The organism is Prevotella sp. oral taxon 317 str. F0108 (assembly GCF_000162415.1).
GTDB lineage: Bacteria > Bacteroidota > Bacteroidia > Bacteroidales > Bacteroidaceae > Prevotella > Prevotella conceptionensis.
The window spans coordinates 1,202,690-1,222,562 of the sequence record NZ_GG740072.1 but is presented as its reverse complement, the minus strand read 5'-3'; the positions used below and the strand labels follow the sequence as shown (position 1 = coordinate 1,222,562).

The window sequence follows — 19,873 nt, the reverse complement described above, 5'->3', positions numbered from 1 at the left end:
TTGCAAGAAAAATGTTCTACCCAGCATGTTGCTAAGGCAAAAGTACGAATAATATGCGAGAAAGCCACTCTTTGGGATAAAGAATTGTTTATGCGCCTTAATGCTCACACCAACAAGGTTATAGTGGGCGCAAAGGCATACATTGGGGCAATAACAAAAAGAGGAACACCTGTTTTAGGTGTCCCTCTTTAAGTGATTCCGTTGGGGTTCGAACCCAAGACCCACAGCTTAGAAGGCTGTTGCTCTAATCCAACTGAGCTACGGAACCAGTATCGCAACGCCTGATGTGCGCGTTTTGCGGTTGCAAAGGTATGAAAAAAAGGGGGGATAGCAAAATATTTCGCAATAAATGTTGTTGCAAAAGGTGGTGAGTTCGTCTGTTTTTTTAGTTCATGGGTTTGTTACTCCATCGGCTTGTGGGGTTGTAATTTGGCCAGTTAGCCAATTAAAGAGGAGTCTGGAGTAGTTCTTGGCATAAGGAAATAGGGGAGAGAATATCTGTCAACATGGCTAACAATGAGACGGATGATAATGAAAGCCAGTCTTAAAGGTGAATAAAAAACGCTAGACGGCACTAAAAAAGTGATGATTTTCTTGGTAAATAAGAATTAAAGTAATACTTTTGCAGAAATAAACAATGAAATAAGGCAATATGTTGAGCTTTAACGCATACTTCTTTTACTTTTACTTTACAGGCAAAATGTAAAGCGGGAAGATGCGTGCCAACATTAACAAGAATATAAGCAATTAGATAATAACAGTCACATCCCGCTTCAATCAATTGAGGCGGGATGTTTTTTTATTCTAACAGATATGAAGAGAATAGCCATACAAGGCATTGCCGGCTCGTTCCACGACATCGCCGCACACCAATATTTCGCCACCGAGCAGGTGCAAGGAATATATTGTAACACCTTCGAAGAGGTGTTCAACCAGATTGCCAACGACCCAACGGTCATTGGAATGGTGGCTATCGAGAACACCATTGCAGGCTCGTTGCTGCATAACTACGAGTTGTTACGTGCATCGGGCACCACCATCGTGGGCGAACATAAGCTGCACATCGAGCATTCCATTTGTTGTCTGCCCGAAGACGATTGGCATTCACTGAGCGAAGTGCATTCGCACCCCGTGGCTTTGATGCAATGTAGGGAGTTTTTGGCACGACATCCCAAGCTTAAAGCTGTGGAGGCGGAAGACACAGCAGGTTCGGCCGAATTTATTGCACGAACAAAACAGCGCGGTTGGGCTGCTATCTGTAATGCCTCGGCAGCCAAATTGTATGGATTGAAAGTACTTGAAGACCACATTGAAGACAATAAGCACAACTTTACGCGTTTTCTTGTGGTGTGCCATCCGCAACGTGCAGGTAGCCTTCGACCCTGGGAACATGCCAATAAAGCCAGCTTGGTGTTCTCGCTCCCTCACGAAGAGGGCAGCTTGTCTAAGGTGCTAACCATCCTTTCGTTCTATAACATTAACCTCACCAAAATACAATCGTTGCCCGTTATCGGCCACGAATGGGAGTATTTGTTCTATGTTGACGTTACGTTCGACAACGTAACGCGTTATCACCAAAGTATAGACGCCATTGTTCCGCTTACCAAAAGACTTAAAATTTTAGGAGAATATGAAGATGGGAAACAATAAAACACTTGACATAAAGCCTGCACAAAGGCTCGACACGGTGCAAGAATACTATTTTAGCCGTAAGCTGAAAGAGGTGGCACAGCTGGTGGCCAAGGGAAACGACATTATTAGTTTGGCTATTGGCTCGCCCGACTTGCCCCCTTCTGCCAATACCATCGCCCGACTATGTGAGGTGGCGCAACGCGAAGATGCACACGGCTACCAACCCACGAAGGGCACGCCCGAATTGCTTAAAGCTATGGCTGCATATTATGGTAGGTGGTACGGCGTGGACGTAAATCCGCAAAGCGAAGTGTTGCCGCTTATTGGGAGCAAGGAGGGTATATTGCATGTTACTCTGGCTTTCGCCAATGTAGGCGACCAAGTGTTGGTGCCCAATCCTGGTTATCCCACCTATACTTCGCTCAGTAAGTTGCTTGGCGTGGAGGTTTTGAACTATAATCTGCGCGAAGAAAACCAATGGCAACCCGACTTCGACGAGCTGGAAAGTATGGATTTAAGTCGTGTTAAGCTATTATGGACCAACTATCCGCACATGCCAACTGGTGGAAAGCCCATGATGAAGACCTACGAAAGGTTGGTTGACTTCGCCCGAAAGCACAACATCGTAGTGGTGAACGACAACCCTTACTCGCTTATCTTGAACAGCGAACCGATGTCTATTATGCAAGTAGACGGCGCAAAAGACTGCTGCATCGAATTAAACTCGCTTAGCAAGAGCCATAACATGCCAGGGTGGCGCGTGGGAATGTGTGTTAGCAACGCCACATGGGTGCAATGGATTCTTAAAGTTAAAAGCAACATAGACAGCGGAACGTTTCGCGGCATTCAACTGGCAGCTGCCGAGGCACTGACAGGAAACGACACGGCATGGCACACCATATATAATAAGGAGGTGTACTTGCGCCGAAGAACCATTGCCGAGAAGATAATGAAGGCCTTGCGTTGTACTTTCGACCCACAACAAACGGGGTTGTTCCTATGGGGGCGAATACCCGACAACATGGCCGATGCCGAACAACTTACCGAACAGTTACTTCACCATCACGGCGTGTTTGTTACTCCAGGATTTGTCTTTGGTAGCAACGGCAAACGCTATATACGCATTTCGCTGTGCGCGAAAGAAGAGCGAATGGAAGAGGCGTTGCAGCGTATTGTCGGCAACAAGTAAATTGAGTTTTTAAGTTAATGAGTTAATCAGTTAATGAGTTTTTAAGTTCTAAGCTTACTAGTTCTATCACACGAACCATTGATGATAAGTCAAAGAACGTTTTCGTTAAGCCAAATGAACAATGTCGAGCTTGCTCGGACATTGTCATGGCGAGAAAACGCACTTTTCGAGGAACGAAAAAGAACGTATAAATTCAGGAAAATTTTAAAGGCCAAACAATTTGCGAGCTCAACAACTCATAAACCCATTAACCCCAAGTAACAACGATACAATAGGAAAAAAGATATGGAACTAGACTTATTACCCCTTAACTTACCTAGTGATAACGAACGCCCCATCGTGATGGCCGGACCCTGTTCGGCCGAAACCGAAGAGCAAGTAATGCAGGCTGCCAATGCTTTGGCACAGAAAGGATGCCATATTTTCAGGGCAGGCGCATGGAAACCACGCACAAAGCCGGGTGGGTTTGAAGGCAATGGTGAGGCCGCTTTGCCGTGGCTAAAACGTGTAAAGGAGGAAACGGGCATGCTCATTGCCACCGAAGTGGCCACACCCGAACACGTGGAACTGTGCCTTAAACATGGGGTTGACATCCTTTGGATTGGCGCACGCACCTGTGCCAACCCCTTTGCGATGCAGGCTTTGGCCGATAGTTTGCGCGGAATGGATATGCCTGTGTTGGTTAAAAACCCTGTGAACCCCGATTTGGAATTGTGGATAGGCGGCATGGAACGTATCAATCAGGCAGGCATTAAGCGGTTGGCGGCCATACATCGCGGCTTTTCGAGCTACGACAACAAAATGTATCGCAACTCGCCTATGTGGCAGATACCGCTAGAACTGCGCCGCAGAATACCCGCTTTGCCCATCATCTGCGACCCAAGTCACATCGGCGGAAGGCGCGAATTGGTGGCCCCGCTGTGTCAGCAAGCTATGGATTTGGGCTTCGACGGACTGATTGTGGAAAGCCATTGCAACCCCGACAAGGCGTGGAGCGATGCCAAACAGCAGGTTACGCCCGACGTGTTGGACTATATTTTGTCGCTACTAATCGTGCGAGACAAAAGCCAGATGCAGGAAGGAATTATCCAATTGCGCCAACAAATAGACGACTTGGACAACCAATTGATGGAACTGCTGGCCAAGCGCATGCGTGTTTGCAGACAGATTGGGCAGTATAAGAAGGAACATAACATGACTGTGTTTCAGGCTAGCCGCTATAATGAAATATTAGAGAAACGTGGTGCGCAAGGTGCGTTGTGTGGTATGAGTCCCGAATTTGTGGCAACGGTGTTCGAAAGTGTGCACGAAGAGTCGGTTAGACAACAGATAGAGATTATAAACAAGTAGAAAGATGAAGATATTAATACTGGGCGCAGGCAAGATGGGAAGCTTTTTCACCGACTTGTTGAGCTTTGAACACGAGGTTGCCGTTTACGACCAAGAGCCGCGCAAAATGCGGTTTACATACAATTGCGCGCGTTTCACTTCGCTGGAAGAGGTGAAACAGTTTGAACCGCAGTTGCTCATCAATGTCGTAACGATGAAATACACCATCGCGGCGTTTGAGTCGGTGATGCCTTTTCTGCCCCAACAGTGCATCGTGAGCGACATCGCATCGGTTAAAACGGGTTTGTACGAGTATTACGAAGGTTGTAATCATCCCTTTGTCTCGTCGCACCCGATGTTCGGACCAACCTTCGCCAACCTCAATCAGCTGAGCGATGAGAACGCTATTATCATCAGCGAGGGCGATTATATGGGGCGTATCTTCTTTCGCGACTTGTACAGTAGGCTGGGATTGAACATTCATGAGTACACGTTTGAACAACACGACCGCACCGTGGCCTATTCTTTAAGCATCCCCTTTGTAAGTACTTTTGTGTTTGCTGCGGTGATGAAACCGCAAGATGCGCCCGGAACAACGTTCAAACGCCATCTTAACATTGCGCGTGGCGTATTGGGTGAGGACGACTTTTTGTTGCGTGAAATTCTTTTCAACCCTTATACAGCAGAACAAGTGGGCCACATCCGCGACGAATTAAACAATCTGCTCGACATCATCGACAGGAAAGATGCCGACGGAATGAAGGAGTATCTTGTGAAAATAAGGAAGAACGTGGTTAAAGGGAAGGAGTGAAAAAGGTTACCTTAAAGGGATATAAGGGTGAAAAGAGCTAAAAGGTGCTTTCGCCTTGGATAATAAAAGAAATGGTTTTAGAAATACATCTGCCATCCAGTTGCAAGCAATGTATCGGTACAATGCCGCTTGTAGTGGGTCTATAAGCCGCTTGTGGTTGCACTACAAGCAGTTTGAAGGTCTGTACAAGTATCTTGTAGCATCAGTACAAGCACCTTTGTAGTGTCACTACAAGCTGCCTGTACTGGTGCATACGTGCGCTGCTGTTCGTTGTTTAAAGGATACCCCCCCTTGATTTTTAGCTACAAAATCAGTCGTTATCATACCACGAAGGCAATCTTTTTAGTTCTTGATAGGTCTGGTTGATGTCTGCACGAGTTATTTCGAAGTGCATGTCTATCGTTCGGGGGCTGTCGCGTAGCGAATGCGAAAAGAGCCAATCGTAGGTTTTTTGTAGGTAGAACAATCGTGCCAGCAACCCGTGCGAGCCGCCTTGAATCCAATCGTAACGTAAAAGTTTGTCGTTGCCTTGGGCTTTAAGCTTGTTTACCACCACTTCCGATTGTTTCATTGGTACCGCTCTGTCGGCAGTTCCGTGCATTATCCACATCGGAACGAGGCCAATTCCGCTGACATCGTTGCGCGAACAGCCCCCACAAAGTGCCATGGCTGCAGCAATTTTCTCTGGGTATGCGTCCACAAAGTCCATCGTTCCGTAGCCCCCCAAGCTCATACCCAGCACATAAACGCGCGTGGTATCTACCTTATAGTGGGCTTTGGTCCATTCCAAAAGGTCGTTAATCTTCTGCGGACTCCATGCTCCCCCTGGATTTTGAGGTGCCACAACAAGTGTAGGGATAATCTTTCCGCGGTCTATTGCATCGAGAACTCCATAGCGACGAACGCGTTGCAAGTTGTTGCCACATAGGCTGGCACCATGCAGAAAGATTACTAATGGCAAGGGATGCTGGTCCACTTCGTACTCAGTGGGCGTATAAACCCAAAAGTTATAGCCTTTGGGTATTGCATTTACCTTGGTCACAAAATTGCCCTTGTCGGTTTTCTGAGCTCTTGCAGCAAGGCACAAGGCGAAGAAAGCCAACAGCATTAACACTTTTCTCATCTTCATTTATTCACTGATACAATCTTATACCGGCCTGATATACATAACCAAACTATGGTTCGGCCGCGAGTTGTTGCGGCCACCCCACATGCTGAACAAATGGGATATGGCCGCAATATGTTTTTGTTTTATTTACTTAAAAGGCTCTCTTTATTCGGGAACCGACAACGGTTCTATGTCGGGTTGGTTAATTCGTGGGTTAACATAAGCCTTCATACGTCCGTTAAGCACCTTGGGGTTAAGCAACTTAACGAGCTTTTCCGAACTCTCCACGTTCAAATAGTTAAGTAAACTAACAGCAGCCTCCATGTCGGGATGTGCCTTTGCAAATGCCAAACATGCGGTTTCAAGTTTCTTATACAAAGCCTCTTCGCGGTCTGAGAACTTCTTCTCCACGTCATCGTTTATCTTTCCAGCCGCCATTAGCTTGTTCCATTCCGCAGTAAAGTCCCTTATCTCCAAGTTGATTGGCTGTACGGCCTGTTCCACCTCGTTAAGTTCGCGATAGAACTTGCTGCCACCAAAGCTCCATCCTTTATTGATGTCGCCTTTTAAAACCATTTCTTCGCCAGGTACGGCCACGCAGTAGAACCCTGCAAGCGTGTCGTATTTGTCGTTAGCCTTGTCGCTAACGGTCATCACTGCCGCACTATCTAGGTGCATGGTGAAGTCGAACTCGCCACCTTTGGTACTTATAATGGTGTCGTGAGCAACGGGATCGCCGTTTTCGATAGCCATAATCGAGAATAGCAACGAGTCTTTTACGCCTTCTAGCTTACCTTTTATGCGCAGGCTTTTGTTGTCGGTTTGGCTGCATTGCACAAAGCAAAGTGCGGTAAGGAGCAGCGCCACTAGTGTTTTAAATGTTCTGTTCATGTTGTTAGTCATTTAAAATTAAGTTATTAAATATATGTCAGCAATAGACATGAATGAAGTTAATTAGCTAGTTGGGCTTGTTGTTCTTTTGAGTTTCCGAACTTGTGGGGTCTGTTTCATGTGTTACAAGCCGGTTGCTTGTGTAATGCGGATTTAGCGTGCTTATAAACCTGCAACGCCCGTGTAACAAGCTTTTCCTTCAAACCATTAAGCCTCTTAGAACCCGAAAAAGCGGTGTGCGTTGTTATAGCAAACGTCTTCGACCAGTATGCCCAACGAGTCGATGTCGGCAGGAAGAAGCCCCTTTGCCACATCGTTGCCCAAGAGATTGCAAAGCAAACGCCTGAAATACTCGTGCCGAACAAGCGAGAGCAACGAACGCGAACCCGTAGAAACACCAATGGAACGTCCCAAAAGACCGAAACGCGAGAGGGCGTTTATCTGTTCGTTGATGTCTCCCGGTTGGGCGTTAGACCACCATCCCATGCCGAATTGCAGCTTTCCTGGTATGCCAGCCTCTTGAAAATTGCCCGTCATAGAGCATAGCATGTCGTTGTCGGCGGGGTTCATACAGGTTAATATGGTGCGAGTTAGCTTGCCGCGCGTGTGCAAATCGTCAAGGAAATGGCTCATGGCATGCGCGGTGTAGGGTTCGCCGATCGAGTCGGCACCCACGCCTTGCCCCAGGGTGTCGTACAAAAGCGAATTGTTGTCGAGCAGAATACCATAATGATATTGTTGCGTCCAATTGCTTTCTTGGTTCATTTCGGCCGTACGTTTCAAAAAGCAGTGCTTGTATTGGCGCACTTCTCCGCGCGAAAGGTCTTGTCCGCGCATGGCCTTTTCAAAGATTATTTCTATTTGCGAGTCGGTATATTCCTCGTCGTAAAACTCTTCCAGTTGGTGGTCGGCCATACAACAGCCGTTTTGCGCAAAGAAATCGTGCCGTCTTTGCAAGGCATCCATCATGCTCTCAAAGGTAGAAATGTCTATGTTTGCCACCTCGCCCAACTGTTTTACGTAGCCGCGAAACTCTTTCTTCTCGATGTTCATGGCCTTGTCGGGTCGCCAAGTGGGTAACATCTGTATGTCGCATCCCTCACTTTTCAGTTTCCGATGGTGGTCAAGCGTATCGATTGGGTCGTCGATGGTGCAGACGCAAGCTATGCGAAAGCGGCGTAACAGCGACCGCGCGCTAAGTCCTCCGCCTTGCAACTGCTCGTTGCAAGCATCGAATATGCGGCGAGCCGACTGCGCATTCAGTGGCTCGTCAATTCCAAAGACCGACTTCAAGGCCAAGTGCGACCACAGATATAGCGGACTGCGCATGAGGTAAGGCATGGTTTGTGCCCACTTTTCAAAGCGTTGCCAATCGTCTACCTCCGTTCCCGTGCAGTATTTCTCTTCCACGCCATTTGCCCTCATGGCTCTCCAGACGTACGGATTGTTTTCCATCCAGATGCTAGTGATGGTGTCGAAGGTGCGGTTTACGGCCACATCGTGCGGCGAAATGTGGCTGTGATAGTCTATCACTGCCACTCGCTGCGCATGTTTGCGATAGAGTTCTTGGGCAAAATCGGTCTCAAGAAGAATATTTTCGTCTATATATAGCATTATAGATAAGTTTCTTTGTCGTGTTGATTACTGCAAAACCGACAGGCACAAGCAGCCTTTCGGCTACACTTTGCAGGCTAGTTGCTGCAAACGGATAACACAATGCCCAAAACGAGGTGTTCTAGACCTTCTGTTTACGCAACGCAAATATACGTTTATTTTTTGATTTACGAAAGATTTGACGTAAATTTGCAGCAAAAATTAAGTTTAAAAAATTGTCGTTATGGCAAGTTTCACATATCAAAGAACCAACAAGGTGCTGCTTATCTACACGGGTGGAACCATCGGAATGGGCAAAAATCCTGCCACGGGTGCCCTCGAACCGCTCGACTTTAACTGCTTGGTAGACAATCTACCTGAATTTAAATACCTTAAGACGGGTATTGAGGTGTATCAGTTTGCCTCGCCCATTGATTCAAGCGACATGTCTCCGCGGCTGTGGGCGCACCTTGTGGGCATCATTGCCGACAACTACGACCGTTACGACGGCTTTGTGATTTTGCACGGAACGGACACAATGGCCTACACGGCGTCGGCCCTTTCGTTTATGTTGGAGAATCTTACCAAGCCCGTTGTGCTAACAGGCAGTCAATTGCCCATTGGCCAATTGCGCACCGACGGCAAGGAAAACCTTGTTACAAGCATCGACTTGGCGGCCTCGCACCACGAAGACGGCACGCCAATGGTGCCAGAGGTATGTATATATTTCAGTGGAAAACTGTTGCGCGGCAACCGTTCGACCAAGCAAAACGCCGAAGGGTTTAATGCTTTCGAGTCGTTTAATTATCCCTCGCTTTGCGATGCGGGCATCAACTTTAACTTTCATCACCACGAAATATTAAAGCCAAACTACGAGCAACCGATGGTGCCGCACACTGCTCTCGACTCCAATCTCACAATATTATCTATCTTTCCTGGCATACAAGAAAACATTGTTCGCCACATGATAGAGGCTCCCGAACTTCGTAGTATCGTGATGAGAAGTTATGGTAGCGGCAACGCTCCGCAACATCCGTGGTTGATGAAACTGCTAAAAGAGGCCGCCAACCGCGGTGTGGTGGTGGTGAACATCAGCCAATGTATTGCCGGAAGTGTTGAAATGGAACGCTACGACACGGGTTTTCAATTGAAAAACGCAGGTGTTGTGACGGGTTACGACAGCACCGTTGAGGCAGCCTTGGCCAAACTGATGTTTCTGCAAGGCATGTATCGCGACAATGGAATGGTAAGAAAGCTGATGCACAAGAGCATCGCTGGCGAAATATCGGTATAGTTTAAGGCAACGCGTGCCCACTAAGGGCATCGCCGTTATGCGCTGAAATATGTGAAATACAAGTAGGCCAATACCGCTAGCAGCACCGACACTACTACAAAGCGTATTAGGCAACCTGTAACTTTCTTGATAACCACCACGCCTATGATGATGGCCACAAGCACAAAGATAAAATAAGATAAGCTCGACATAAGTTTATTTGAATAATTGTTTAAAGGTTTGGGGTATGGGTGTGTTAAATTCCATCCGTTCGCGTGTTGCGGGATGATAGAAACATAGCATGTAAGCGTGCAGGCATAAGCGGCCAATGGGATTGTCGCCATTGCCATATTTAAGGTCGCCACATACGGGATGACCGATGTCTGCCGAATGTACGCGTATTTGATTCTTACGTCCTGTTTCTAGTTTATATTCAACCAACGAGTGGGTTGTCGTACGTTTCAGCACATGAAAGTGGGTAACGGCATACTTCCCGCCATTATCCACGGGCGAAGAGTAGGTTATATACGAACTGTTGTCTTTCAACCAGCTGCTGATTGTTCCACCTTCGTCTACAATCTCGCCCGACACCACGGCCACATAGCGGCGGTCGTACACCATGTCGTGCCAATTGTGTTCCAATATTTGCTCGGTTTCCATGTCCTTGGCGTAAACCAACAGGCCGCTTGTTTCGCGGTCGAGCCGATGCACCACATGTGCGCGACACTTCTGACCGCTGTTTTCAAAGTAAGTGTCGAGTATGGCTTTAACATTCAACGACGAGTGTCCGGCCGCCATAGACAGCACGCCCACACTCTTGTCCACAACAATGAGGTAGCGGTCTTCGTACACAATCTTGATATAGCGGCTCTTAAACGGAACCGCTTTTTTTGTTCGGCTCACTGTTACCTTCATACCAGGTACAAGCTGATAGTCGAACTGCGTAACGCACTTGCCGTTTACACACACGCCATGTCCACGCAGAATGTCTTTCAGCTTGTTTCGGCTTTTACCTTTGACATTGCGCAGCAGCCAATCTAGCAGCGTGCTTTCTTCGGTCACGTCATAGCGGTCGTAGTCTTGCCCTTTGTTTTTATTGTTCATGTTTTTGCGCCACATAAGTATATATTGTGCAAAGTTACTAAAAAAGGAGCAGACCTTAAAGGCTGGTTCTAAAAAATCCCTTTGAGTGGAATGCCCTTAAGTAATTGCACAAAAATATCCACTATCCTTTACAAATGGCGAACTGCCCACACTCCATTCTTGCAGACAAGCACAACCTTTCAATAAGACAATTAAAGGCCGACCAAGCTGTATAAAGAGTTTGCAACAAACAAAAAAAACAAATGCTTTCTTTGGCTAGACAGCACCTTTTTATTATCTTTGCATGGATAACAAGAGTTGTTCGGAACAATAGCAAATCAAGGAGGTTCGGGGAATTTGAGCAGTAACCAAATCGGAACCCTTTCCTCATTCCAGTTTTATAAGTATAAATAGAATTATAAAGAACCTACTCTTTTACCCCTTCAAAAACATTATCAACAGAAATGAGATCATTAAAAGAATTGTTTAGGATAGGCAAAGGCCCTTCGAGTAGCCATACGATGGGACCACAAAAAGCATCACAGATATTTAAAGAACGCAATCCGCAAGCGGCTAGCTTTGAAGTTACCCTTTATGGTAGCTTGGCTGCAACGGGAAAAGGCCACATGACCGATGCCATCATCGTTGAAACGCTTGAACCCACTGCGCCTGTTGAACTTGTTTGGCAGCCTTCGGTGTTCTTGCCGTTTCATCCTAACGGCATGAAGTTCGTTGCAAAAGACGCCAAAGGAGACCCCGTTGACGAGTGGACGGTGTATAGTATTGGCGGAGGTGCGCTCTCTGAGGGAAAGAAAGAGGGTGACTTGTTCGACACGAAGGACATATACGACATGAATACGCTAACGGACATTATGCGATGGTGCGAGAAAAGCGGCAGAAGTTATTGGGAATATGTGGAACAATGCGAAACGGCCGACATCTGGGATTATCTTCACGAGGTGTGGACTGTTATGCAAGCAGCTGTTGAACGCGGACTTAATCGCGAGGGCGTGCTGCCTGGTCCGTTGGGCTTACCACGTAAGGCGGCTACCTATTATGTAAAGGCCAGCGGGTATAAGCAAACATTGCAAACACGCGGCTTGGTTTATGCCTATGCCTTAGCCGTGAGCGAAGAGAATGCGTCGGGCGGAACCATCGTTACTGCGCCCACTTGTGGTGCTAGTGGCGTTTTGCCTGCGGTTCTTTACCATTTGTCAAGGGGGCATAACTTCTCTGATACGCGTATTCTACACGCTTTGGCCACGGCAGGCCTTTTTGGCAATGTTGTTAAAAAGAATGCCTCTATCTCTGGCGCCGATGTGGGTTGCCAAGGCGAAGTGGGCGTGGCTTGTGCAATGGCTTCTGCGGCATCGTGTCAGCTGTTTGGCGGCAGTCCGGCACAGATAGAGTATGCAGCGGAGATGGGATTGGAACACCATTTGGGCATGACTTGCGACCCCGTGTGCGGTTTGGTGCAGATACCTTGCATCGAACGAAACGCTTTCGCAGCCACTCGGGCATTGGATTCGAACCTATATTCAGCTTTTTCAGACGGCAGACACCGCGTTTCGTTCGACCGCGTGGTCGAGGTTATGAAACAGACAGGCCACGATATTCCTTCGCTTTATAAGGAAACAAGCGAAGGAGGACTGGCCAAAGACTTTATGATGGGAAGTTGAGGTTGTGAGGTTATAAGTTCTTGAGTTAAAAAATAAGTTCATGGCTTGACTATAACATCAGTACAAGGTGCGGTCTGCAAATCTGCTAACACGCTTTCTTTCACAATTATGTAATCATCAAAAAAAATATATATATATATGACAAGAGCAACAACAAAGACGGATCTGACAACATCTGCCAACGGACAATTCGAAAAAATGTGGAAGATTATTGACAGTATGAGTGAGGAACTTCAGACGGCAACTTTTTCCGAAGAAATGGCTGTGGCAGGTAAGGAGGCACATTGGGGAAGGGACAAGAACCTGCGAGATGTGCTTGTGCATCTGTACGAGTGGCATCATCTGTTGCTGGATTGGGTTCAAGCCAATAGTAACGGCAAACCTAAACCCTTTCTTCCCGAACCATATAATTGGAGGACATATCCGGCAATGAACGTGGAGTTTTGGAAGAAACACCAAAGCACACCGCTGACGGAAGCAAAGGCAAAATTGAAAGAAAGCCATAAGGATGTAATGGTATTGATAGAAAATTACTCCAACGATGAACTCTTTGCCAAAGGTGCTTTGGATTGGACAGGAACTTCTCCACTTGGTTCTTACTGTGTTTCAGTAACGGCGAGCCATTACGATTGGGCGATGAAGAAGATAAAAATGCACATAAAAACATCTAAGAAATAATGCAAAAGAAATCATGATTATTGCAGTCCGCTAAAAGATTTGAAACAGCAAATACGATATTCAGGTTGCCGACAAATAGAAAAATTGGTTTCACCTCTCACCAAAAGTAAGCCCCTTTCTGTTTTTCACAAGCGCGATATAGCGGACAGCCGATTGGGGTTAAGGGCGCAACTGGCTGAAACGTGATCGCCATACGCGTTTCGTCGCCCTATATCATTACCTTAGTAAGGACTTAACGCCCTTCACATCATTGCGCCCATCATGTTTAGTCTTATCGCTTATGCCGATATATAGCTGTTGTCCTTATCTTGGAAAGTGTCTGTTTGCGATTTGTTAATATGATAAATATATTTTACAAACTGAGCTCCTCGGCCAAACCATTCTAGAAGAAAACAACCGCCAAAAGCCATATAAAATGCGCCCAAACGATGAAATTTCAGCATTTTTTTCGTGCTTATCCCCTCCGCTCTTGGCCATTTACTATGCTTTTACATTTCTCTTTGAAGAAAAATTCTCCAAAATTTGCATCCGCAACTACAAGAAAATGGAGTCTAATCGCTAGTTGTTGCAACGTATTTTGCACCAAAACATATCGCAATATGCAGCAAAACGCAGTGCATTTTGCACCAAAACGCATTGCAATATGCACCAAAATGCAAGGTAAAATGCAGCAAAACGCGAGGTTAAATGCAGCAAAATGCGAGGTTAAATGCAGCAAAATGCAGCCAAAACCCATAAAAAGCACCATTTTAAGCGTTATTTATAGGCATTTTGACCATTTGGGATGAAAAATTGCTTGGTGGCGTTTTGTTGAGCACTTCATGTTGTTTTGTACCTCTAATACATGCTAAAAGGCATGTATTTGTGCTTGATTTTTCGTAAACGTCAATAAATCAAATGGTTATAAGCTTTAAAAATACGCGCGAAAATCCGACCGATGCCTGGAAATTTTACGACGAGGGCACTCATAATGTTAAATTTCGGTACAAATGTTTTACAACCTTATGGCTGTAATTCTGCGTCATTGCGTGACTGTGTTGAATTTTACCCTTGTGCCAGTAAACGGGCGCTTACACGGAATAACTTTTGGGATGAATGATTGTTTGAAAGGGGGCTTACCTTTCGAAAACGAAATCCGCAACGCCTATTGATGGGCATTGCGGATAGAGAAACCGAGTCGATTTGAAGATTAGCAGACAGCAATAAATCATAATAGATTATTTGCTATTAAAAGGGCTTGTTCCATTAATTGGAACAAGCCCTTTTAATACTTAGGTCGTCTAATGTACATTTCAACCGATTTCTATCGTAAGTCATGCGCACTTACATACAAAATGTTTGTTGCAGCAACACACAACCGCCCCCTCTCCCCTTGAAGGGGGAGGAGGGGGTGAGGCAGTTGAGTGTGTTGGATTGTGGTTATAGGTGGGATGATGGGGGCTTAAAACCCTCCACCCATAGGGCGACCGCTGCCAAAAGGACGCCTTCCACCAGGAGGGGTGCCGCCAGGTGGAGGACCAACAGGGCCATCGCCGTCGTTGTTGGGCCCGTGATTGCGCATCTGCTGACGTGCCTCTTTGCCACCGAAAAGATTTAAACGATAAACCACATGCAGCATGGCGTAGCTGTTGATGCTGTTATACTCGGTGTCGGTGCGCTGATAGGCGTTGATGGAACGCGAAAAGTTGCTTTGTTGACGTAGCAAATCGTAGAATTGAAGGCTCACGCTGAGCGGACTGCCTTTGAGGAAACTCTGCGATAGTTGGGCATTCCACACCAATTCGTTGGTGTTAAGTGCGCGGTCGGCATACCCACGACGGCTGTTTTGGTGTAAGTCGGTTGAGAGCTGCATGCCCCACGGAAGGGTAAAGTTGAGTGTGGCCCCGTAGGCAAACTGCCAAGTGTTGAGGTTGTTTTGCAATTGCAGTTGGTTTTTTGAATGGGCGTATGTAAACGATCCGTCTAGTTCCAGTTCTAACCAACTGTTGCGATAACTTGTGGCCAATCGTTCTGAAACACTTAGCGAACGCGTAACGTTGCGCTGCGAACCCGACGTTGGATTTAGGCTAACATAGCCTACATAATTGTTGTAACCCAGGTTGCTGAACGTGTTGACGTTGAATACCCCTGCCGAGTCGATGGCCGTGTTGAACATTAGCCCTGCATTGACATTCCAATTGCCATTAATGTTGTCGGGCTGCGTGGTTCTTCCACCCGTGGTTTCGTTGTAGGTTACGCGGTTGCTCACTGCGTTTCGCGTGTTGCTATAATCGAGAAACGACATGAAGGCCTGCTGGCGACGCTCCTTATAGGTGTTGTAGAAGAAACGAAGTGAGTTGGTGAACGAGGGTTTGAGGCCCGGATTTCCCCTGTGTATGTTCAAAGGGTCGCTGTCGTCTACGATGTCTAGCAGGTCTGACATTGCAGGTTGCGAAGTAGTTCCGCGGTAGTTTATGCGCAATTGGCTTACATCGCTGAACTTATAACGCAGTTCGAGAGTGGGCGAAACGTTGAAAACGTGGCGCATGGTGTCGGCGTTTTGTCCCAAATAGGTTTGCGTGAAGTGCGACGATTGGGGCTGAACCATAAAGCCGGCATTGAATTTATAACGCTTTCCCACGAAACGAATCATCATTTCTAGCTCGTGCGTGTAGTTGGTGTAGGCCGAAGAACGGCTCAATCGCTGGTCTAGATAACGCTCGTAGGGATTGGTAAGCAAGGAAAGATAGCTGTTCCACCCACGATAAAGCGGCGATAAGGATGAGAAAAAGCCTTCGCCAAGGTTGCTGAAATCGTATGTGGAGCGGTTGCTCGTGGTACGAGTGTAACCATATTTGTACCTAAATTGCAGGTAGGTGCCTTGCCAAAGCGGCTCGCTGTAAGTGGCTTGTAGGCTATAACTCCATGCCGTTGTGGGCGTTAGGTTATAGCGGTTGGTTTGGTAAACGGAGTCTTGTCCGGCCTTATTCTTCAGTTGGAAAAGGTGTACGTCGGTTAAAGCGAGCGACTTATTGTCGGTGTCGGCATAATCTACGTCGGCACGAAGGGTAACATTTCGTCCACTGGCACTTAATCGGCGGTTCAGTTGCAACATTCCGCCCGCCTTTTTGTTCTGTGTATAGCTGATACTGTTTTGCAAGCGCGTGTTCACCATCAGGTTTTGAGCCGCCAATTGGGTGATGGTCGACTGGGAAAGTGGGTCGGACACGTAGTTGTAGGGGTTGTCGTTGTAGGCGGCTGAGGTGCTAGATGAAGTGCCGTCGCTTGTGGAATAGCTGAACGAAGGGCGGAACATGATGTTGGTTAGCGTGTCGGGTTGCCACTCTAAACGCCCGCGCGCGTTCCATTGGTTGCCACGTGTGTAGCTTTGGTTAAGGCTATTGGAGAACGAAGCGGCCGTACTAACGAAGTTTTCTGTTGCCACTTTGCTTTGCACATCGCCGTCGGAGTGGTTCCAACGCACGCTCCAATCAATCTTTAACTTGTTTTTCTTTTCGTAGTTAAAGTTTGTTCCAACCATCTTCGAGGCGTTAAGTCCATCGCGATTGCGCCCAAAGTTGCCCCTGCCGCCGCCACCAGGAAACCCCATGTCGTTGGTGTTGTTGGCGTTGGCGAAAAGCATCGCCCGATAATCGTCTTTGAAGTAGGCGCCCATAAGGCGGTTGGCATACCGCGATTCGGTGCCAAGAGCGAGGTCGACATTAGAGAAAACGCCCTTGTTCATGCCCTTCTTAATGCCAAAGTCGAGTACCGTTTGCTCGTCGCCATCGTCGATACCAGAGACACGAGCGAGATCGCTGCGCTCGTCGTACGACTTAATCTTGTCTACAATAGACGTTGGCAGGTTCTTTAAGGCCGTTTTGGTGTCGCCCGTCATAAACTCTTTGCCGTCTACCAATATCTTTTTCACCTCCTTACCGTTGATGGTTATCTTGCCGTCGTCGCTTATTTGCGCGCCTGGCAAACGCTTAACCAATTCTTCTATGGTAGAGCCTTCGGGCGTTCTGAAAGCAGCCGAGTTGTATACAAAAGTGTCTTCGCGCACCGTTACCTTCACGGCTTGCCCCGTTACGGTGGCACCTTTCAGCATAATGGCATCGCCATTCATCACAATCTGGCCCAAAGCCAGGTCTTTACCGTCGATGTGCAGTTTCTTAAAATAGGTGATATAGCCCACACTCGATATTTTGAGCAGGTAATTGCCATCGGCGGGCGCGCTTAATGCGAACTCGCCTTTCTCGTTAGAGATAGCTCCAACAACAAAAGTGCTGTCTGATTTTAACAATTGAACCGTAGTTTGTGTAACGGGTTCGTGCGTGTCGCGGTCGGTAAGCGTGCCGCTAATCTTACGTTCTTGCGCCTTTGTAACCGCTGCAACAAAGCATAACAAGATAAATAAACAATACTTATTCATAAACCAAATTCCTTTTAAGGCACTCGGGTTGGCTACGTCCTTTGTTTTTATTAGTTGACAAGTTGACGAGCCACTAGCCACGTTAAGTGCAGCAAGGCCACGCTTTTTGAGTGCCACTTTACGATATGTGACGATGAAAAGGAAAAAGGGTTTAATGGGTTAAACGAAATTTCTACAATGAAATTTTGCTGGTTTGGCGGTTTGTTTTAACTTTGTGAGAAGAATAAACCTAACATGGACATGATGCAAGAAGTTCTTATTTCAGACAATTTGGAGCGAGATTTGGCGCACGCCATCGACGTTTGCGCGCCCGATAAGCTGTTTGTACTAACAGACATAACAACAAGAGAATATTGTTGGCCAAAGATAGAAGGATTTGATTGCGTGAAAGGGGCTAAGTTGATAACCATTCCTTCGACAGACGAGCATAAGAATATCGAAACGCTTTCGATGGTGTGGGAAATGTTGGGCGAACAAGAGGGAACACGTTGCTCGTGCCTGATAAACCTTGGCGGAGGAATGGTGACGGACTTGGGAGGATTTGCTGCGGCCACCTTTAAGAGGGGCATTAACTTTATCAACATCCCAACAACGCTGTTGGCTATGGTGGATGCAGCCGTGGGAGGTAAAACAGGAATTAACTTCAACGGACTGAAAAACGAGATTGGCGCGTTTTGTAATGCCCGGTTTGTTCTGCTTAATACGTTGTTTCTCGATACGCTTGACGACAAGAACACGCGTTCGGGTTATGCCGAAATGCTGAAACATGGGTTGATAAGCAACGAACGGATGTGGGCTGAACTGTTGAATTTCGACCTTGGAGAACCCAATTGGGGACGATTGCAGCAGATGGTGGCCCAATCGGTAAGGGTGAAAGAAGAGGTGGTTGCAAAAGATCCGCATGAGCAGGGATTGAGAAAGGCCTTGAATCTTGGACATACCGTGGGGCACGCATTCGAGTCGATGGCGCTACATAGAGGCCAACCGGTGTTGCATGGCTATGCGGTGGCCTTCGGTTTGGTGTGCGAACTGTACCTGTCGACGTTTAAAACAAACTTTCCCACAAGCAAAATGCGCCAAACGGTGCAGTTTATTCGTAGCTATTACGGTACGTTTCCGCTATCGTGCAACGACTACGACGACCTTATCGAACTGATGCAACACGATAAGAAGAATACATCAGCAGGCATAAACTTCACGCTTTTAGAAGATATTGGTAAGCCAATAATCAATCAAACGGCTACAAGGGACGAGATAAAAGAGGCTCTCGACTTTTTTAGGGAGACGATGTAAAGAACGAATATGGACTGTGTGATATGAATAACGCCATTCTTTTTATTCTTTCGGGACTGCCTGCTGTTGGAAAATCCACGTTGGCGAAGTTTATTGTAAAAGAGTTTGGGGCAGTTTATTTACGAATTGACACCATTGAGCAAGGACTGAAAGACTTATGCCACATCCACGTTGAGGGTGAGGGGTATAGATTGGCATACCGTATGGCTAGTGATAATTTGCACTTGAACAACAATGTTGTGGCCGATTGCTGCAATCCTATTGAACTAACACGGAAAGAGTGGGAAGACGTTGCAAACAAGAATGGTTGTCGTTTTGTAAACATAGAGATTGTGTGTTCGGATAAGGTGGAACACAGGAAACGTGCTGAACAAAGGAGGTCAGATGTGGCGAACATGAAACTACCGACATGGGACGACATTGAGAAAAGAACGTATCAAGAGTGGCAAACCAATCGCATTGTCATTGATACAGCAGGAAAAAACATTAGGCAGTGTGGAACGGAACTAAAAGAAAAGGTTTCTGAGATTCTTTCTCCAATAACAGGAAATAAAGATGTTGAAAGCATAGAATGCTGTTAGCAAGTTTTGATCATAGAAAAGCTTTGCTACACAGAACTTGTGTATGACAGAATAAACCGAAAACTCGGACTTCATCTTTCGCCCCATGAAATTGAGAGCTTTGTTTCAGAAATTATCGAGAGTACGGACGATGCACATATTCAAAAGAGAGGGAAGAATTATTATGTTACCAACGATGCGGCACATGTCCGTATCAGAGTCAATTCTTTTAAATACGGAGTTATTACAGTAGATATAATATAAGAGATATGGAATTACAAACAAAACGTCTGATTTTAAGGGCATGGCAGGAGAGTGACGCAGAATCACTCTATAAGTA

The 19,873-nt window shown here is 46.6% G+C and carries 16 protein-coding genes, 1 tRNA gene and 1 pseudogene; 11 read left to right on the top strand and 7 right to left on the bottom strand.

The genetic code is table 11. The features are described 5' to 3' along the window. Positions 1–193: 193 nt before the first annotated feature. Positions 194–268: transfer RNA gene (locus HMPREF0670_RS04570), tRNA-Arg, on the bottom strand. Between the two features lie 545 nt (positions 269–813). On the opposite strand from HMPREF0670_RS04570, the gene HMPREF0670_RS04565 reads away from it, so the two are divergent. The 4 genes from HMPREF0670_RS04565 (at position 814) to HMPREF0670_RS04550 (ending at position 4,961) form a co-directional block, all read left to right on the top strand. Further along, the gene (locus HMPREF0670_RS04565) at positions 814–1,650 is read left to right on the top strand and encodes a prephenate dehydratase (protein ID WP_009230000.1); all 837 of its coding nucleotides are present in this window, start codon (positions 814–816) and stop codon (positions 1,648–1,650) included. Continuing rightward, on the top strand, positions 1,631–2,821 hold the full coding sequence (locus HMPREF0670_RS04560; protein WP_044077696.1) for a pyridoxal phosphate-dependent aminotransferase: 1,191 nt from the start codon (positions 1,631–1,633) through the stop codon (positions 2,819–2,821). Before HMPREF0670_RS04565 ends, HMPREF0670_RS04560 begins: the two co-directional genes overlap by 20 nt. Before the next feature lie 285 nt (positions 2,822–3,106). Continuing rightward, positions 3,107–4,171: a bifunctional 3-deoxy-7-phosphoheptulonate synthase/chorismate mutase type II gene (locus HMPREF0670_RS04555; protein ID WP_009229998.1), complete on the top strand. Its 1,065-nt coding sequence runs from the start codon at positions 3,107–3,109 to the stop codon at positions 4,169–4,171. 4 nt (positions 4,172–4,175) lie between these two features. Then, positions 4,176–4,961, top strand: a complete 786-nt coding sequence (locus HMPREF0670_RS04550; protein WP_009229997.1) for a prephenate dehydrogenase/arogenate dehydrogenase family protein — start codon at positions 4,176–4,178, stop codon at positions 4,959–4,961. Between the two features lie 310 nt (positions 4,962–5,271). Here HMPREF0670_RS04550 and HMPREF0670_RS04545 read toward each other — a convergent pair whose 3' ends face one another. The 3 genes from HMPREF0670_RS04545 to uxaC all read right to left on the bottom strand — a co-directional run bounded on the left by HMPREF0670_RS04545 (position 5,272) and on the right by uxaC (position 8,574). Beyond that, complete coding sequence (locus HMPREF0670_RS04545; RefSeq protein ID WP_044077695.1) at positions 5,272–6,090, bottom strand: alpha/beta hydrolase-fold protein; 819 nt, start codon at positions 6,088–6,090, stop codon at positions 5,272–5,274. Between the two features lie 144 nt (positions 6,091–6,234). Beyond that, on the bottom strand, positions 6,235–6,960 hold the full coding sequence (locus tag HMPREF0670_RS04540) for a hypothetical protein (protein WP_044077876.1): 726 nt from the start codon (positions 6,958–6,960) through the stop codon (positions 6,235–6,237). Between the two features lie 216 nt (positions 6,961–7,176). Next, positions 7,177–8,574: a glucuronate isomerase gene (uxaC, locus tag HMPREF0670_RS04535; protein WP_009229994.1), complete on the bottom strand. Its 1,398-nt coding sequence runs from the start codon at positions 8,572–8,574 to the stop codon at positions 7,177–7,179. 223 nt (positions 8,575–8,797) lie between these two features. Between uxaC and HMPREF0670_RS04530 the strand changes: the two genes are divergently transcribed. Continuing rightward, entirely contained in the window at positions 8,798–9,847 is a 1,050-nt protein-coding gene (locus tag HMPREF0670_RS04530) for a type I asparaginase (RefSeq protein WP_009229993.1), read from the top strand. Positions 9,848–9,882: 35 nt separating this feature from the next. Here the strand turns inward: HMPREF0670_RS04530 and HMPREF0670_RS16665 are convergent, their stop codons facing one another. Together HMPREF0670_RS16665 and HMPREF0670_RS04525 are read right to left on the bottom strand one after the other, a co-directional pair. After that, positions 9,883–10,038: a hypothetical protein gene (locus tag HMPREF0670_RS16665; RefSeq protein ID WP_009229992.1), complete on the bottom strand. Its 156-nt coding sequence runs from the start codon at positions 10,036–10,038 to the stop codon at positions 9,883–9,885. Between the two features lie 4 nt (positions 10,039–10,042). Further along, a complete protein-coding gene (locus HMPREF0670_RS04525) occupies positions 10,043–10,945 on the bottom strand; it encodes an RluA family pseudouridine synthase (protein WP_009229991.1) in 903 nt (300 codons plus the stop codon). Positions 10,946–11,373: 428 nt separating this feature from the next. On the opposite strand from HMPREF0670_RS04525, the gene HMPREF0670_RS04520 reads away from it, so the two are divergent. After that, the gene (locus HMPREF0670_RS04520) at positions 11,374–12,588 is read left to right on the top strand and encodes an L-serine ammonia-lyase (RefSeq protein ID WP_009229990.1); all 1,215 of its coding nucleotides are present in this window, start codon (positions 11,374–11,376) and stop codon (positions 12,586–12,588) included. A 138-nt stretch (positions 12,589–12,726) separates the two neighbouring features. Continuing rightward, positions 12,727–13,266 (top strand): ClbS/DfsB family four-helix bundle protein, encoded by a 540-nt coding sequence (locus HMPREF0670_RS04515; protein WP_009229989.1) that lies wholly within the window; start codon positions 12,727–12,729, stop codon positions 13,264–13,266. 1,441 nt (positions 13,267–14,707) lie between these two features. Here HMPREF0670_RS04515 and HMPREF0670_RS04505 read toward each other — a convergent pair. Then, complete coding sequence (locus HMPREF0670_RS04505; RefSeq protein WP_009229988.1) at positions 14,708–17,680, bottom strand: outer membrane beta-barrel protein; 2,973 nt, start codon at positions 17,678–17,680, stop codon at positions 14,708–14,710. 240 nt (positions 17,681–17,920) lie between these two features. Between HMPREF0670_RS04505 and aroB the strand changes: the two genes are divergently transcribed. The 4 genes and pseudogenes from aroB to HMPREF0670_RS16980 all read left to right on the top strand — a co-directional run. Then, entirely contained in the window at positions 17,921–18,973 is a 1,053-nt protein-coding gene (aroB, locus tag HMPREF0670_RS04500) for a 3-dehydroquinate synthase (RefSeq protein WP_044077875.1), read from the top strand. A 23-nt stretch (positions 18,974–18,996) separates the two neighbouring features. Then, complete coding sequence (locus tag HMPREF0670_RS04495; protein WP_009229986.1) at positions 18,997–19,554, top strand: AAA family ATPase; 558 nt, start codon at positions 18,997–18,999, stop codon at positions 19,552–19,554. A gap of 6 nt (positions 19,555–19,560) precedes the next feature. Continuing rightward, positions 19,561–19,797 (top strand): DUF3781 domain-containing protein, encoded by a 237-nt coding sequence (locus HMPREF0670_RS16985; RefSeq protein ID WP_255346273.1) that lies wholly within the window; start codon positions 19,561–19,563, stop codon positions 19,795–19,797. A 5-nt stretch (positions 19,798–19,802) separates the two neighbouring features. Beyond that, positions 19,803–19,873: pseudogene (locus HMPREF0670_RS16980) on the top strand (RimJ/RimL family protein N-acetyltransferase); the annotation flags it as partial.